Source organism: Pseudomonas sp. RIT411, assembly GCF_003057735.2.
GTDB lineage: Bacteria > Pseudomonadota > Gammaproteobacteria > Pseudomonadales > Pseudomonadaceae > Chryseomonas > Chryseomonas oryzihabitans.
In genome coordinates this window covers 1-15,342 of sequence record NZ_QBIZ02000007.1, presented here as the reverse complement: position 1 = coordinate 15,342, position 15,342 = coordinate 1, and the positions used below count along the sequence as shown (strand labels likewise).

Genomic DNA, 15,342 nt, shown 5'->3' with positions numbered 1-15,342 from the left:
GGTGGCCTCAGAGATGGTAGAAGTCGAGTACAGAGTTGATGACGTCGTTGAGCAGCAGCACCTGCTTGCGGACGATACGGAAGTCGCCGTCCACCTCGCGCAGGTGATAGGTCACCTGGCCGTAGAACTGCTCGGACACCCCATGGCGGGCATAGAGCGTCAGCCAGCCGGCGCGCACCTCCAGCAGACCGTCGTCAGCCCGGGCGACGCGCACGTTGCTGATCTGGTGCAGGGTGCGCGGCAGTGGCGTGGAGGCGGCCGACTTGCCGGTGCGCAGTCGGAACACCCGGTCCTCCAGGCCGGAGCGGTCGGCGTAGTAGATATAGGAGAGACCCTGGGTGGGATCGGTCACGTACTCGTGCTCGCTGATCCATTGCGGCAGGTGGAAGACGCTGTCGGCCTCGAACAGCGCCAGATAGGCGTCCCAGTCCTGGGCATCGCAGAGCGCGGCCTGGCGATAGAGGAATTGTTCCACGGCGTATTGCAGATCAGGATTCATGCCGACACCTCCGTCGGTTGCAGGGCTTTGTTGGCCAGGCCGTCGAGCAGGAAGCGCTGCCAGGCGCCGTGCTGGTTCACATAGAGGCCTTCATGGGTGAATTCGGTACCGGTGAGTACCGGCTGGATGCCCAGGGCCTCGCTGTTCACGGTGGGGCCGGCGGTCCAGCGATGATGGCCGCGGGAGATGTCATTCCAGCGCTCCAGGCGGGCCTGAAAGCCGCGCTGGGCCTCGCGGAATTCCACCAGATCGTCGGGCGTACCCATGCCGGAGACGTTGAAGAAGTCCTCGAACTGGCGGATGCGGTTGGTGCGGTCAGCGGGCGCCTCGCCCTTGACGCCGATGCACTGGCTGATGATCTCGGTCTTGTTCCAGGCCACCGGCCGCACGATGCGCAGCTGGGAGCTGATCTGGTCCATGAAGAACAGGCTGGGGTAGATGTTGAGGTTGCGCAGGCGATGCATCATCCACTCGGCGCGGGCCTGGCCGTATTCCTCGACCAGGCGCGGCATCACGCTGGCGTAGCCGGGGCGCACCGTGGGGTTGGGCATGTCGCTGAACAGCAGGCTGTGGCCATTCCTGAAGGAGAACCAGCCATCGTCGGTCTCGGCATCGCCGGCGCCGAGCTTGCTGTAGTCCAGGGTGCTGCTAGCACCGCCTTTCTCGGCGTTGACCTGCTGGCGGTGCTGCACGGTGGAGACGTAGTTGTAGTGCACGGTGCTGACGTGATAACCGTCGAGGCCGTTCTCGTTCTGCAGCTTCCAGTTGCCGTCGTAGGTGTAGGTGGACTTGCCCGGCAGGATCTCCAGCTCGCCGGTCGGCGACTGGGCCACCATCATGTCGAAGAAGACCTTGGCGTCGCCCAGGTAGTCTTCCAGGGAATCGCTGCCTTGGGTGTCCAGGCTGACGAAGACGAAGCCCTTGTAGCTCTGGATGCGCGCCTTCTTCAGGCCGCGGGTGGCCTTGTCGAAGCCATCGGGGTACTCGCCCGGCGCCTTGACCTTCACCAGGCGGCCGTTGCTCTTGTAGCACCAGGCGTGGAAGGGGCAGGTGAAGGTGGACTGGTTGCCGCGCGCCACGCGGGTGAGGGTGGCGCCACGGTGCTGGCAGGCGTTGATCAGCGCGTGCAGCTCGCCGTTGCCGTCACGGGTGATGATCAGCGGCTGGCGGCCGGCGCGCATCGTGACGAAGTCGTGGGGCTTGGCGATCTCGCTTTCGTGGCAGGCGTAGATCCAGACCTTCTCGAAGATCAGCTCCATTTCCAGTTCGAACAACTCGGGTTCGGTAAACAGGTCGCGGGCGATGCGATAGACGCCGTCGGCCGGACGGAAGTCCAGGCAACCTTGGATGTAATCCTGCCATTGGGCAATGCTGCGGGTGCTCATCAGGGGTGTCCTCTAGGGTGAGACTCACCTCGATTGAAGCCCCGCCACCCCAACCCCTCTATCCGCTTTTTCACTGATCGCTAGCCGAATTTTTTCGCTCGCCGGACTGGCCTGCACTCTGCGGATAGTGGCGGCGGCACGCGGCGTGCAGCATGGAACCAGCCAGCGAAGGAGCCCAGCATGCAGCAGACGAATTTCGAGGTGCAGACGCACAGTGGCCAGGTCGCCGAGGCGTGTCGCTGGATGAGCGCGGTGGCCGGTCCGCATCGCCTGGAAACCCGCAGCGGCGCCGAATTGAGTTTCCATCACCAAGGACTGCGACTGCCGGGCCGAGCCACGGTGCTGGGGCGGATCGGCTATGGCGCTGCGGTGCAGATCGGCATCGACGCCCTGGATGCCTACAGCCTCAGCCTGCCGCTGCAGGGGCGCCAGTCGCTGGCCAGCCGCGGCGCGCGCGTGCGTTCCGACAGCCAGTGCGGAATGGTCGTCGCGCCCCACGAATGGCAGCGGCTGGACATGGCCGCCGACTGCCTCAAGCTGCAGGTGGTGATCCGCCGCGAAGCCTTACAGGAGGTGGCGGAGGGCCTGCTGGGCCGGCCCTTGGCGGCGCCCCTGAGCTTTGCCGGCGAGATGGAACTGGCGCGCCCGGCGGTCGCGGCGTGGTGGCAGGGGGTGCGCCAATTGCTGGACGGCTGGAGCGCGGTCCAGGCGCTCTATGGCCAGCCGGCGCTGGCCAACGACCTGGAAGTGATGCTGCTCAAGGGCCTGCTGCTGGCCCAGCCGCACAACTACTCCGCGGCCCTGGAAGAAGGCGTGGGGACCGGCTATCCCGAGTTTCTCCTGCGGGCGCGGCGTTATCTCGAGGCCCATGCGCGGGAGAATCCCTCGCTGGAGAGCCTGGAACGCGTGGCCGGGGTGTCCCGGTCCAAGCTCTATGCCAGCTTCCGCCGCTATCACGGCCAGCCGCCCATGGCCTATCTCAAGCGGCTACGGCTGGAAGAGGTGCGGCGCCTGCTGCTGGCGCGTCGTGAGGGCGCGAGCGTCTCGCGCATCGCCCTGGATTGGGGCTTCGAGCACCTGGGGCGCTTCGCCAGCGACTACCGCCAGGCGTTCGGCGAGACACCGTCGCAGACCCTGGCGGGACGGCGTCTCAACTAGCCGGAGAGCGCCCCGCGAAAGCGGCGGGTTTCCGAGGGAGACTCGCCGTAGCGGCGCTTGTATTCCTGAGCGAACCTGCCGAGGTGGGCGAAGCCCCATTTGTAGGCGGTGTCCGTCACCGATTCCACCCGGCCGCTGCGCAGTTCTTCGTTGACCCGCTCCAGGCGCAGGTCGCGCAGATAGTGCATGGGGGTGGTGCCGCGATAGGTACGGAAGCCGGCGAACAGGGTGCGCACGCTGACGCCGCCATGTTCGGCCAGGGTTTCCACGCTGAGGGGCTCGTGCAGGTGTTCGGCGATATAGGCCTCGATGCGCTTGATGAAGTAGGGCGAGACATTGCGCTCGCGGGTGCCTTCCAGCTGGCCGTGCAGGGAATGCGGCTGGCCATAGAGCAGGGCATTGAGCAGCGAGGATTCGAATTGCTTGAGCACCAGCGGCTGGTGGATCGGATGCGCCGGATCGGCCAGGCCGTCCATGAGCAGGCCGAGCAGTTGCAGGAAGTAGGCGCCACCGGCCTGGCCCAGGTCCAGCCGCGGATCGAATTGCGGCAGGCGACCCTGCTGGGGCAGGTGCTGGGCGCAGTGATGCTCCAGGTCGGCGCGCTCCAGGCGCAGTACCAGCTGCGCGGCGCCGCCATACCATCTCATGCGCACGGGCAACTCCGGCGACAGCAATGCTGCCACCTGCGGCGAAGACTGGAAATCCACCGCGCCGCAATGGATGTCGGCGCCTCCTGTCAGCGGGATCTGGACCAGATAGAAGTCCTGCAGGCACTGGGGATCGATATCGACGTCGGTGCCGTATTCCAGGCGATTGAGCGACAGTCGCCCGCGGCTGATGTGGTGCAGGCTGGCGCTGACCACCTCGCCGCGCTGCACCGGTTTCAGCTCATGGGGCTTGAACACCTTGCTGACGCCCTGACAGGCCGCATCCCGGTCGGCCACGAGAAATTGCAGGCTGCTCGAACAGAACAGCCGGGTCTGGCGAAAGCGCTCTCCGCTTTCGGAGGGCGTGACGTCTTGGGTCATTGTTACCTCCTTGCACACAGGCGTGGCCCCGCGCACCCTTTTGTTTCCTGCCGATTGCAGCCAGCGGATAGCGGCTGCAGTCAGCGGATAGTCGGTGGGCAGCGGAACTCGTTCTTGGCCGATCGCGGTCGGCCTTGCAGGGGAATTTGCAAGGGGCGGGCCAAGCAAGGCGTCTAACAAAGGGTTTCGGGCGATCAGCGGCCAGGCCGGTCGCCATCCGCTCAGGCGTCGTCTTGGCGCAGTCGCCCATGTTCGCTGCGCACTGCCGCCATGAAGGTCTGCATGGCCGAGGACTGCACCCGGTGGCGGCGACGGATCAGTCCATAGGGCGGCAGTCGTGGTTCGAAGGCGATGGGCAGCACCGCCAGCAGATGGCGACCGGGATAGTCGTTGACCACCGACAGCGGCGTCACGCCGAGCATGTCGGTCTGCTGCAGCAGCGCCAGCAGGGTCATGATGGAGGTGGTTTCGACGATGCTGCCGGGGATGTCGACCCGGGCGTCGTGGAAGGCCTGGTTGATGATGGCCCTCATCGGGCTGGGGTGCTGTTGCAGCACCCAGGTGTGCTCCTGCAATTCGCCCCAGGTGAGGTGAGTGGCCTGGGCAAGGGGATTCTGGGCGCCGGCGATCACGCAGAGCACCTCTTCGCCGAGGCTGTCGAACAGCAACTCTTCTGCGCGGGCCCCGGTAGGAATGCGGCCCAGGACCACGTCGAGCTGGTCCTGCAGCAGCGCCTGGACCAGCACGTCGCTGGTATCCACCTGGATGGACATGGACAGCCGCGGATGGCTCTGCTTGAGGGTAGCGATGGTGCGGGTCAGCAGGCCCGAGGCCAGCGCCGGGATGGCGCCCACGGCGACCCGGCCCAGATTGCCCGATTCCAGCGCGACCAGCTCCTCGCGCATGCCCGAGAGTTCGGCGAACACCATCCGCGCGTAGTAGATCACCGTGTCGCCAAAGGCCGTGGCGCGCATGCCGCGCGGCAGCCGCTCGAACAGGCCCACGCCAAGCAGACTCTCGATCTCGTGCAGCATCTTGGTGGCGGCCGGCTGGGTCATGCCGATGTCGTCGGCGGCGCGGCGCAGCGAGCCGAATTCCGCCAGTGCCAGCACCAGCCGCAACTGGCGCAGGCGCAGACGGCTGTGGATGGTATGGGCATCGGGAATGCGCGTCATGCTGGCGGACCTTGGGGCAGGGGAGCCGGCTAGGGTAGCGCATGAGCCCGGGCCTGGCGTCGGTGGGGTGCGTCCGCGCCAGGCCGGGGCGTTCACGACGGCCGTACCTTGGCCCGCGGCTGGCCCAGGCGCAGCGCCTGCAGGCACCGCGCGAGCAACGGCCAGCAGAGCATCAGCAACGCCGCGGTGGTCAGACTGCCCACCAGCGGGTTGGACCAGAAGATGCCCAGCTGGCCATCGGAGAACAGCATCGATTGGCGGAAGGCGTCTTCGGCCTTGTCGCCCAGCACCGCCGCCAGCACCAAGGGGGCGATGGGATAGCCGAGCTTCTTGAAGGCATAGCCGAGGATGCCGAAGCCGAGCATCAGCCAGACGTCGAACAGGCTGTTGTGCACCGAGTAGGCGCCAATCACGCAGACGGTAAAGATGATCGGCGCGATGATGCAGAACGGGATGCGCAGGATGGCGGCGAACAGCGGCACCGTCGCCAGCACCACGATCAGACTGACCACGTTGCCCAGGTACATGCTGGCGATCAGACTCCAGACGAAGTCGTGCTGTTCGGCGAACAGGGTCGGCCCCGGATGCAGGCCCCAGATCATCAGGCCACCGAGCATCACCGCGGCGGTGGCGGAGCCGGGAATGCCCAGGGTCAGCATCGGCAGCAGGGCACTGGTGCCGGCGCTGTGGTCGGCGGTCTCCGGCGCGATCACCCCTTCCAGTTCGCCCTTGCCGAAGCCCTCGCGGTTCTTCGAAAAGCGCCGCGCCAGGCTGTAGCTCATGAAGGAGGCGGCGGTAGGGCCACCCGGCGTCACGCCCATCCAGCAACCGACCAGGGCGCTGCGCAGCCAGGTCAGCCAGTAGCGCGGCAGTTGCTTCCAGGTGCCGAGCACGGTGCGCAGGGTGATGCGCGCCTGCTCGCCACGAAAGACCAGGCCTTCCTCCACGGTGCAGAGGATCTCGCCGATGCCGAACAGGCCGATCACCGCCACCTCGAAGCTGATGCCCGAGAGCAGTGCCGGCTGGTCGAAGGTCAGGCGCAGATTGCCCGACACCGTATCCATGCCCACCGCCGCCATGGCGAAGCCGATCATCATGGCTGCCACCGTTTTCAGCGGTGGATTCTTGCTCATGCCGATGAAGGTACAGAAGGCCAGCAGGTAGACGGCGAAGAATTCCGGCGAGCTGAATTCCATGGCGAAGGCGGCGATGCGGCTGGAGAGGAAGGTCAACAGCAGCACCCCGACCAGGGCGCCCAGCAGCGCCGAGGTGAAGGCCGCGGTGAGGGCCTCGCCGGCACGACCCTGGCGCGCCAGCGGATAGCCGTCGAAAGTGGTGGCCACCGACGAGGGTTCGCCGGGGATGTTGAACAGGATCGAGGTGATGGAGCCGCCGAACAGCGCGCCCCAGTACATGCAGGAGAGCAGGATGATGGCCGAGGTCGGACTCATGGTGAAGGTCAGCGGCAGCAGCAGGGCGACGCCATTGGGCGCGCCCAGGCCGGGCAGCACCCCGACCAGGATGCCGAGCAGCACGCCGATCACCATCAGGGCGAGGTGGTGGAAGGACAGGATCAGCCCCATCCCGTGCATCAGGGAGTCGAATTCGCTCATGACAGGCTCCTCAGCAGGCGGGCGAGGTCGGCCAGGGGCCCGGCATCCAGCGGCACCTTGAACCAGAGGGCGAAGATCAGATAGCTGGCCAGGCTCACGCCGCCGGCGGTGGCGAGGATCTGCCAGGCGCCGTAGCGCCTTTGCCGCTGGCGATCCCGTGCCATGAACCAGGCGATGAACAGGAAGGCCGTCAGATAGAGGCCCAGCAGGGGCAGGGCGACGACGAAGGCCAGCATCGGCAGGAACACCCGCAGCACCTGGCCGAAGGCGGCGCGTTCGACGAAGCTGGTGCGCAGCGCCTGCCAGCGCCACAGGGTCTGCAGCGCCGTGGCCAGACTGGCCAGGGTCAGCAGCAGGCCGATGTAGAAGGGGAAGTAGCCCGGCTCTGGGCCGGCATCGCCCCAGCCGATACCCTGTTCCAGGCTGCCCACCATCACGATGCCGCCAAGGCCAGCGGTAAAGGCCGCCAACCCCAGTTCCACCCAGCGGGTGGTGATCAGAGAATCTCCGGCCATGGCCGTCTCTCCTGTGTCGGTGCGCCGATCAGCGCTTGAGCCAGCCCGCATCCTCGAACACCGGGGTGACCCGGGCGGTGTCCTGGGCGATGTAGTCCTGCAGCGCCTGGCCTTCAAGGAAGGTGGGCACCAGCGCATTGCGCTCGATGTAGGCCTTGAACTCCGGCGTCTGGCTGACCTTGCGCAGCAGTTCCACATAGAAGGCCCGTTGTTCCTCGCTGACCCCGCCCGGCAAGAGCACGGTGCGCGGGAAACGGTATTGGTCGATGCCCAGCCCCTGCTCCTTGCAGGTGGGCACGTCGGACCAGGCCTGGGTCTCGGTGACCTTGGCGGTATAGGTCATGCGCGCCTGGCTGAACACGCACAGCGGCACCACCTGGCCGCCGCGCCACTGGCTCAGGCTCTCGCTGGGGTTGTTGACGTTGGAAGTGATGTGCTTGCCGGCCAGCTGGGTCGCCGCCTCGCTGCCACTCTTGAAGGGAATGTAGGTGAGCTTGGTGCCCTCGGTGCGATTGAGCAGCAGGGTCAGGGTCTGGTCGACGTCCTTGGACTGGCTGCCACCCATGCGCTTGCCGGCCGGATCCTGCTTGATGGCGTCGAGGTAGCCCCGCGCGTCCTTCCAGGGCGCGTCGACGTAGCTCCAGAGGATGAAGTCATCCTCGGCGATGGCCGCCACCGGGGTGAGGTCGGCGAGCTGGTAGCCGAGCTTGGCGGTCAGCGGCAGCAGATAGACGTTGTTGGTGGCGATGACCAGCTTGTCCGCCTCGCCCTTGGCCATCTTCATCTCCAGGAAGGCCTCGGCGCCGTTGCCGCCACCCTTGTTCATCACCACAGTGCTGGCGTCGAGCAGCCTGTGCTGCGTGATGATCGACTGGATCAGTCGGCCGAGCTGGTCGGTGCCGCCACCGGGACCACCGGCGACCACGATCTCCACCTTGCCCTCGGGTTGCCAGGCAGCCTCGGCGACGGGAGCCACCACAGCGGCCAGGCACAGGGGGAGGGCGGCGAGCAGGGAAGTGCTGCGCATGGGACTACCTCTTTCTTGTCGTTGTTTTGGGTGGGCCGAGTGTGCGCAGCACCCGGCGATCCTGACCAGTCAAAAGAAGGCATGCACCTATAGCCTGGGGTTATGCCTGGCGCTGCTCTTCATCTGACTCCGCACGGCAAAAGGGCCGTAGCGACGAGCGAAAAACGACCTATATCCTGCGGCTATACACCTATGCGCAGATTTGATTAGACGGTTATCGCCCCTCGGCTGATAGTCGACCTCGCCAGCCGGCAGCTGAACACCCATAACAAGAATCCCAGGGGTCCATGCCATGCTCTCGACGTCCCGTTCCTCACGCCTCGGCGAAGCCGCCGTGCCCACGGCGCTCCAGGCTTCCCGCGTCCGCTGGCGCATCTTCGCCATCATTTTCGGTCTTACGGTCATCAACCTGGTGGATCGCGTGTCGCTGTCCATCGCCATGCCTACCATCGCCCGCGAATTCCAGCTGACGCCGGCCACCCAGGGGCTGATTCTCAGCAGCTTCTTCTGGGCCTATGCGCTCCTGCAGATTCCCGGCGGCTGGCTGATCGACCGCTACGGCCCGCGCCGCGTCATCGGCTGGTCCACTGGCCTCTGGGGCGTCTTCCAGACCCTCGCCGCCTTCGCCACCGGCGGGCTGTCACTGATCTTCGCCCGAGTCGCCCTGGGCGCCGCCGAGGCGCCGCTGTTCCCGGCCGGTGGCAAGCTCAATTCCCTCTGGCTGGCTTCCAGCGAGCGCGGCCGTGGCGCGGTGCTGATGGATTGCGGCGGACCGCTGGGCGTGGCCCTGGGCGGTCTGCTCATCGCCTACCTGATCGCCGTCTTCGGCTCCTGGCGCACCGCCTTCTTCATCGCCGGTATCGCCACCCTGGCCATGGCCTGGCTCGCCTGGCGCTATCTCCGGGACGACCCGGCCGCCCACCCCGGGGTCAATGCCGCCGAGCTCGCGCGCATCAACGAAGGTCGCACCACCTCGGTGGCCCAGGCCGCCAAGGCTGGCGCCCGGGGCCTGGGCATCGCCCGCCGCTCCCTGGCCGGCATCCTCATCGGTCGCGCCAGTTGGGCCATGGTCTTCTTCGGCCTGCTGACCTGGGGGCCCAGCTACCTGGCCCAGGCTCGCGGCTTCGACATCAAGGGCATCGGCGCCGCCACCTTCGTCATCTTCCTCTGCGGGGCGGCCGGCTCCCTGGTCGGTGGCTTCCTCTGCGACCTGCTGGTGCGCAAGGGCGTGCGCCGTGGCCTCGCCGCCAAGGGACTGCTGTCCTGCTCCGGCCTGGTGGCCCTGGCGGCCTTCCTGCTGCTGCCGCGGCTGACCGATCCCTATGCCGCCGTGGCGCTGCTGTCGCTCACCGCCTTCTTCCTCATGTGGGGCAGCCTCTACTGGAGCTTCCCGGCGCTGCTGGCGGTGCCGGCACGCGTCGGCCTTATCGGTGGGGTGATGAACCTGGCCGGCAGCCTCGGCGGCATCGCCGTACCCATCCTGGTCGGCCTGCTGCTGCAGCACCTGGGTGGCTATCCCGCGGTGCTGGGCTTCTTCGCTCTCTGCTCGGGCCTGTTCATCCTCGGCACCCTGTTGATCGCCCTGGACCAGCGGGAGGTGCAGCATGGCTGAGCTCTATAACGGCCCCATCGTCGATGCCCATCATCACTTCTGGGAGCCCCGGCGCAACTTCCACCCCTGGCTGTCCGGCACGGAAACCATCCCCTTCCGCTATGGCGACTACAACGCCATCAAGGGTGACTATCTGCCCGAGCACTACCTGGCCGACGCGGCCGGTCATGAGGTGGTCCAGACGGTCTATGTCGAGACCGAGTGGGATCCGCGTGATCCCCTGGGCGAGACCCGCTACGTCCATGAACTGGCACGCCGCCATGGCGCGCCCCATGCGGTGGTCGCCCAGGCCTGGCTGGATGCGGCAGACGCCGCCGAGCTGCTCGCCGCCCAGGCCGCCTTCGAACGGGTGCGCAGCGTCAGACACAAGCCCGGTGGCCCGGCGCGCCCGGAAGAGGTGGGCAGCCAGCGCACCCTGATGAGCGACGAGCGCTGGCGCCAGGGCTACGCCGAGCTGCAGCGCCACGGCCTGCACTTCGACCTGCAGACGCCCTGGTGGAATCTCGACGAAGCCTGTCGCCTGGCGCGGGACTTCCCGGCCACCCAGCTGATCCTCAACCACACGGGGCTGCCGTCCGACCGCAGCGCCGAAGGTCTGGCCGCCTGGCGCGCGGCCCTGGCCCGCCTCGCCGAATGGCCCAACGTGGCGCTGAAGATCTCCGGGCTGGGCCTCGCCGGCCAGCCGTGGCGCGCCGAAGACAACGCCTGGATCGTGCACGAGGCCATCGCCGTCTTCGGCGCGGAACGCGCCATGTTCGCCAGCAACTTTCCCGTCGATCGTCTGTGCGGCAGCTACGACACCATCATCGGCGGCTTCAAGCATCTGGTGGCCGACCTGCCCATCACGGCACAGCGCCACCTCTTCCACGACACCGCCCAGCGTCTGTATCGCCCGGTGGCCGACGTCTTTCGCCTGGACACCTACCTGAGGACTTCCGCATGAGCAATTCCACGCTTCCCCGCCTGGCCCTGGTGCTGGGTGATCCGGCCGGCATCGGCCCCGAGCTGATCGCCCGCCTGCTGGCCGATCCCGAGGTGCGCAGCCGCGCCCGCCTGGTGCTGATCGCCGACGAGGAGGAGGCCCGCACCGGCATGCGCATCGCCGGTTGCGAATACCCCTACCGCCCCATCGATAGCCTGGACGCGCTCGATTTCCAGGACGACGTACCCCTGCTGTATCCCTACCGGGGCGCTGCGGAAGGCGCGTTTCCCCGCAGCGAAGCCAGTGTCGTCGGCGGCCGCTACAGCCTGGACACCCTGGCCGTCGCCCTCGACCTGACTCAGGCGGGCCACACCGACGCCATCCTCTTCGGTCCGCTGAACAAGACCTCCCTGCACCTGGCAGGCATGGGCCACAACGACGAATTGCACTGGTTCGCCGAGCACCTCGGCTACCAGGGGCCATTTTGCGAATTCAACGTGCTGGACGATCTCTGGACCTCGCGGGTGACCTCCCACGTCGCCCTGAAGGATGTCCCTGGCTTGCTCAGCCAGGAGCGGGTGATCGAAGCCATCCAGCTGATCGACAACGAACTCAAGCGCAGCGGCCTGGCGCGACCGCGCATCGGTGTCTGCGGCCTTAATCCGCACAATGGCGACAACGGCAGCTTCGGCCGCGAGGAGATCGACCTCATCGGCCCGGCCGTCGAGCGCGCCAGGGCGCTGGGCATCGCCGCCGACGGCCCCTATCCCGCGGACACCATCTTTCTCAAGGTCCAGGGCGACGCCCGCGCCTTCGACGCCGTGGTGACCATGTACCACGACCAGGGCCAGATCGCGATCAAGCTGATGGGCTTCTCCCGTGGGGTCACGGTGCAGGGCGGCTTGCCCATTCCCATCGCCACGCCCGCCCACGGCACCGCCTTCGACATCGCCGGTCAGGGCCGCGCCAATGTCGGCGCGACCCGTCAGGCCTTCGAGATCGCCTGCCGCCTGGGCGCTTCCCGCCACTGATAGCTGCCGCGGCGTCCAGGCGCCTCCCGAATCCGCCGAACCGGTCCCTGGGGCCGGACGGCCTTACTCATGCTCGAAAAAGGAACCTCACCATGAAAATTACCAGCGTTCGCACCCGCGTCTTCGAATGGAAGGGCAAGGTCGTCCCGCCTCAGGCGCACTTCTGCACCAACGCCACCGACATCCTCTATGAGCGCGGCGACGCCATGGGCTCCTTCCGCTTCCACGGCTGGCTGGTGGTGGAGATCGAAACCGACAGCGGCCTGGTCGGCCTTGGCAACTGCGCCCTGGCGCCGCGGGTGGCCAAGGAAATCATCGACCTCTACCTGACCCCCATCGTCCTGGGCCAGGATCCTTTCGACAACGAATACCTCTGGCAGAAGATGTATCGCCGCACCCACGCCTGGGGCCGCAAGGGCATCGGCATGGCCGCCATCTCCGCCGTGGACCTGGCGCTCTGGGACCTGATGGGCAAGGCGGTAGACAAGCCGGTGTTCAAGTTGCTGGGTGGCCGGACCAAGGAAAAGATCCCCTGCTACGCCTCCAAGCTCTACGCCAATGACAATCTGGATCTGTTTCTGGAAGAGGCCCAGGGCTATCTCAACCAGGGCTTCGATGCCCTCAAGATGAGATTTGGCTACGGGCCGAAGGACGGTCCCGCCGGCATGCGCCGTAACATCGAGCAGGTGCGCGCCTTGCGTGAACTGGCTGGTCCCGACGTCGACATCATGCTGGAGTGCTACATGGGCTGGACCCTGGAATACGCCCGCCGCATGCTGCCCAAGCTGGCCGAATTCGAACCGCGCTGGCTGGAAGAGCCGGTTATCGCCGATGACATCGAAGGCTACGTCGAACTCAAGAAGATGGGCATCATGCCTATCTCCGGCGGCGAGCACGAATTCACCTCCTACGGCTTCAAGGATCTGCTCGAACGCCGCGCCGTGGACGTCATCCAGTACGACACCAACCGCGTCGGCGGCATCACCGCCGCGCGCAAGATCAACGCCCTGGCCGAAGCCTGGTCGGTGCCGGTCATCCCCCACGCCGGCCAGATGCACAACTACCACCTGACCATGGCCAGCACCGCCTCGCCCATGGCCGAGTTCTTCCCGGTATTCGACGTGGAGGTAGGCAACGAACTCTTCTACTACGTCTTCAAGGGCGAACCCCAGCCCGTCGGCGGCTACCTGCAACTCGACGACGACAAACCCGGCCTGGGCCTGGAACTGTCCGATGAGCATCTCAAGGATTTCGATGTGATCGAGTAGCGGTCTGGTCTGGCTGCCGCCCGTGCTGTGCGGCAGCCATCCTGCGTTCATGCGGCGGGTGACAGCACTCGCCACGCCACCTGACTCAACCCGCCAATATTGCCGCCGCACCCCGTGGCTGCCGGGTGTACCACAGCACCCGGCTGACCCCGCGGGTCACCGCCACATAGCTCAGGCGCAACGCCTCGTCCGCCATGGCGTCGTCATAGCTTTGCTGGAAATGTCCGCTGGTCGCATAGAGGGCGTTGCGCAACGGGTGGGGCTGCTGGGGCTGGCCATCGTCCAGCACGATCGCCACCTCGGCCTGCAGGCCCTTGGCTCGGTGAATGGTGCAGGTGCGTACGCCTGGCTGACGTCCCAACTGCTCGTTGATGGCTTTCAAGGGCGCGTTCAGGCGACTCATCACCATGACCGCGCACCGCTCCGGCCGCTCTCGTTCCGCGGCATACGTCCGTTGCGCCTCGATCTCGTTCAGCAACGCAGCCAACTGGCGGGCGATATCGAATTGCGGCACGACCTTGACCCCATGACCCTGGTCATCCGCCGCGCGGGAGGCTTGGGTTTTTTTGGGCTGCTTGTGGCGCACCTGGGTCAGGATGCGTTCACCATCAGCCACGATGTCTGGTGAAGAACGGTAGTTGGTTCCCAACATCAGTGTCTGGCTGGGCGTCTGGCCTGGAAACCAGCGATCGAAGTGAATGAACAGCTCCGGCGAGCTGCCCCGCCAGCCATAGATGGATTGCCAGTCGTCACCGATGGCCATCAGCGTAGGCGCAGCTTTCTCCTCCGCAAGCCTGCGCTGTACCTGCTGCAGCCAGAAGGCGATCTGCGGCGAGATGTCCTGGAATTCATCGATCAGCAAATGGGTGAAGGGCTGCAGACGGGCAATCAGGGCGCGACTGGGTTTCTTTTCCAGGCGATCCGTCAGCACGGCAAAGGCGGTATTGAAGGTGATCAGCCGCTGTTCCTTCAGCAGCTTGCCGAAGTGTCGCCAGAACTGCTGCATGGCCTCCAGGAAGATCCGGTCCCGCGTCGAGCACTCCAGCTGACTGCTCCTTATAGAGCCGACCCGCAACCCCAGGGTCTCGGCGAATGAGGCCTGGCCATAGAAGAGGTCTGGCAGCGGTTGGGGTTGACGTTCGCCATTTAGGACGAAGGGCTGCAAGGGTGGCGCGCCGGGTGGCTCCTCCTCATTGGGCGGCGCCAGTTCCAGCAACAGATGGACCCGACGCCGAAAGCCGGCGTCCTCGCGGTAGCTATGCTCGTAGGCCTGTATCAGGAGCTGCCGTTGAGCCTCGTTCAGGCTGGCGCCAGCCAGCATGCCGTTGTCCGGTTCGTCGTCACCTTTCGATTGGCTGGACAGCTGCTCGAACCATTGCGTCGCCCTCAGTTCGGTGCGCGCCAACTGTGCCAGGGCCGAGTGAAAGGTTCTTACCAGTTCGCGTGCCGCCTCGTCATCCAGCGGGGCCTCCCAGAAGGCCAGGACGCGCTTGAGCTGGGCGCGCAACTCTTCGCAGGACGCCTTGGTAAAGGAGATGACGGTCAGCTGCTCGCGCGGGATGTCGAGGTGGCACAGCATGAACACCACTCGCAGCACCAGCGTCGTGGTCTTGCCCGAACCGGCCCCCGCGAAGATACGGGTAGCCGGAGCCCGCGCGAGGATCATCTTCCACTGCTCAGGTGAGGGTGGCTGGATGATGCCCTGAGCCACGGCCTGCTCGACCCGTACCTTCATCCGCTGCTCCTGGGAGCGCTTGATGGTGAGTGCGGGACCATAGATGCCCGCGGGGGAGGGGATGGCCGGGGTAGCCTGTATAAAGGATTGCTCGCTGTTCGCCGCCTTGACCGAGACTTTGGGCTCGGCCTGCCGTTTGCGGGCCTTGGTCGGCTGCACCTTCTTCTGGCCGCTTGGCGCCTGCTCTCCTTTAAGGAAGAGCGTCGTACGGGGAAACCAGTCGCCTAAGGTGTTTCTCAGCTGTTGTCGATAGCGAGCCAGGATGGAAGTCATGCAGTCCTCGAAACATGGTCTGCCGGCATCTTACCTCGCACAGGTGACAGCTCGCCTTTTGGTGGCCTTTTTCATCCCTGCTGAAAGATTCTTGAAATTAC

13 protein-coding genes are annotated in these 15,342 nt (G+C 66.1%); 5 read left to right on the top strand and 8 right to left on the bottom strand.

Features of this window, described 5'->3' with window-relative positions; all coding sequences use genetic code 11:
• Positions 1–7: 7 nt before the first annotated feature.
• Together antB and antA are read right to left on the bottom strand one after the other, a co-directional pair.
• Positions 8–499, bottom strand: coding sequence for an anthranilate 1,2-dioxygenase small subunit (gene antB, locus DBY63_RS11815; protein ID WP_027597818.1), 492 nt, complete (start codon positions 497–499; stop codon positions 8–10).
• Entirely contained in the window at positions 496–1,887 is a 1,392-nt protein-coding gene (gene antA / locus DBY63_RS11810) for an anthranilate 1,2-dioxygenase large subunit (RefSeq protein WP_177411449.1), read from the bottom strand. Before antA ends, antB begins: the two co-directional genes overlap by 4 nt.
• Before the next feature lie 177 nt (positions 1,888–2,064).
• On the opposite strand from antA, the gene DBY63_RS11805 reads away from it, so the two are divergent.
• Positions 2,065–3,042 (top strand): AraC family transcriptional regulator, encoded by a 978-nt coding sequence (locus DBY63_RS11805; RefSeq protein ID WP_058791326.1) that lies wholly within the window; start codon positions 2,065–2,067, stop codon positions 3,040–3,042.
• Here DBY63_RS11805 and DBY63_RS11800 read toward each other — a convergent pair.
• From DBY63_RS11800 to DBY63_RS11780, 5 genes are all read right to left on the bottom strand, one after another.
• On the bottom strand, positions 3,039–4,070 hold the full coding sequence (locus DBY63_RS11800) for an AraC family transcriptional regulator (protein WP_027601126.1): 1,032 nt from the start codon (positions 4,068–4,070) through the stop codon (positions 3,039–3,041). The two genes, DBY63_RS11805 and DBY63_RS11800, sit on opposite strands and share 4 nt — an antisense overlap.
• A 221-nt stretch (positions 4,071–4,291) precedes the next feature.
• Positions 4,292–5,245: a LysR family transcriptional regulator gene (locus DBY63_RS11795; RefSeq protein ID WP_027597822.1), complete on the bottom strand. Its 954-nt coding sequence runs from the start codon at positions 5,243–5,245 to the stop codon at positions 4,292–4,294.
• Positions 5,246–5,337: 92 nt separating this feature from the next.
• Positions 5,338–6,858, bottom strand: coding sequence for a tripartite tricarboxylate transporter permease (locus tag DBY63_RS11790; protein WP_108582179.1), 1,521 nt, complete (start codon positions 6,856–6,858; stop codon positions 5,338–5,340).
• Positions 6,855–7,373 (bottom strand): tripartite tricarboxylate transporter TctB family protein, encoded by a 519-nt coding sequence (locus tag DBY63_RS11785; RefSeq protein WP_044342354.1) that lies wholly within the window; start codon positions 7,371–7,373, stop codon positions 6,855–6,857. The genes DBY63_RS11790 and DBY63_RS11785 overlap by 4 nt, the downstream gene beginning before the upstream one ends.
• A 28-nt stretch (positions 7,374–7,401) precedes the next feature.
• Positions 7,402–8,400 carry a tripartite tricarboxylate transporter substrate binding protein gene (locus DBY63_RS11780; RefSeq protein WP_108582180.1) on the bottom strand — a complete coding sequence of 333 codons (999 nt, stop codon included), beginning with the start codon at positions 8,398–8,400 and terminating at the stop codon, positions 7,402–7,404.
• Positions 8,401–8,692: 292 nt separating this feature from the next.
• Between DBY63_RS11780 and DBY63_RS11775 the strand changes: the two genes are divergently transcribed.
• From DBY63_RS11775 to DBY63_RS11760, 4 genes are all read left to right on the top strand, one after another.
• The gene (locus DBY63_RS11775) at positions 8,693–10,012 is read left to right on the top strand and encodes an MFS transporter (RefSeq protein ID WP_044342356.1); all 1,320 of its coding nucleotides are present in this window, start codon (positions 8,693–8,695) and stop codon (positions 10,010–10,012) included.
• Positions 10,005–10,955 (top strand): amidohydrolase family protein, encoded by a 951-nt coding sequence (locus DBY63_RS11770; protein WP_108582181.1) that lies wholly within the window; start codon positions 10,005–10,007, stop codon positions 10,953–10,955. Before DBY63_RS11775 ends, DBY63_RS11770 begins: the two co-directional genes overlap by 8 nt.
• Positions 10,952–11,965, top strand: coding sequence for a 4-hydroxythreonine-4-phosphate dehydrogenase PdxA (locus DBY63_RS11765; RefSeq protein WP_108582182.1), 1,014 nt, complete (start codon positions 10,952–10,954; stop codon positions 11,963–11,965). Before DBY63_RS11770 ends, DBY63_RS11765 begins: the two co-directional genes overlap by 4 nt.
• A 92-nt stretch (positions 11,966–12,057) precedes the next feature.
• Positions 12,058–13,233 carry an L-rhamnonate dehydratase gene (locus DBY63_RS11760; protein WP_108582183.1) on the top strand — a complete coding sequence of 392 codons (1,176 nt, stop codon included), beginning with the start codon at positions 12,058–12,060 and terminating at the stop codon, positions 13,231–13,233.
• Between the two features lie 85 nt (positions 13,234–13,318).
• On the opposite strand, the gene DBY63_RS11755 is transcribed toward DBY63_RS11760, so the two are convergent.
• Entirely contained in the window at positions 13,319–15,241 is a 1,923-nt protein-coding gene (locus DBY63_RS11755) for a UvrD-helicase domain-containing protein (RefSeq protein WP_108582184.1), read from the bottom strand.
• Between the last annotated feature and the right edge of the window lie 101 nt (positions 15,242–15,342).

What these genes read in the sequence shown, in the direction of transcription:
- antB (WP_027597818.1), bottom strand. Translation starts at nt 499, where the DNA reads ATGAATCCTGATCTGCAATACGCCGTGGAACAATTCCTCTATCGCCAG.
- DBY63_RS11805 (WP_058791326.1), top strand. Translation starts at nt 2,065, where the DNA reads ATGCAGCAGACGAATTTCGAGGTGCAGACGCACAGTGGCCAGGTCGCC.
- DBY63_RS11800 (WP_027601126.1), bottom strand. Translation starts at nt 4,070, where the DNA reads ATGACCCAAGACGTCACGCCCTCCGAAAGCGGAGAGCGCTTTCGCCAG.
- DBY63_RS11795 (WP_027597822.1), bottom strand. Translation starts at nt 5,245, where the DNA reads ATGACGCGCATTCCCGATGCCCATACCATCCACAGCCGTCTGCGCCTG.
- DBY63_RS11790 (WP_108582179.1), bottom strand. Translation starts at nt 6,858, where the DNA reads ATGAGCGAATTCGACTCCCTGATGCACGGGATGGGGCTGATCCTGTCC.
- DBY63_RS11785 (WP_044342354.1), bottom strand. Translation starts at nt 7,373, where the DNA reads ATGGCCGGAGATTCTCTGATCACCACCCGCTGGGTGGAACTGGGGTTG.
- DBY63_RS11780 (WP_108582180.1), bottom strand. Translation starts at nt 8,400, where the DNA reads ATGCGCAGCACTTCCCTGCTCGCCGCCCTCCCCCTGTGCCTGGCCGCT.
- DBY63_RS11775 (WP_044342356.1), top strand. Translation starts at nt 8,693, where the DNA reads ATGCTCTCGACGTCCCGTTCCTCACGCCTCGGCGAAGCCGCCGTGCCC.
- DBY63_RS11770 (WP_108582181.1), top strand. Translation starts at nt 10,005, where the DNA reads ATGGCTGAGCTCTATAACGGCCCCATCGTCGATGCCCATCATCACTTC.
- DBY63_RS11765 (WP_108582182.1), top strand. Translation starts at nt 10,952, where the DNA reads ATGAGCAATTCCACGCTTCCCCGCCTGGCCCTGGTGCTGGGTGATCCG.
- DBY63_RS11760 (WP_108582183.1), top strand. Translation starts at nt 12,058, where the DNA reads ATGAAAATTACCAGCGTTCGCACCCGCGTCTTCGAATGGAAGGGCAAG.
- DBY63_RS11755 (WP_108582184.1), bottom strand. Translation starts at nt 15,241, where the DNA reads ATGACTTCCATCCTGGCTCGCTATCGACAACAGCTGAGAAACACCTTA.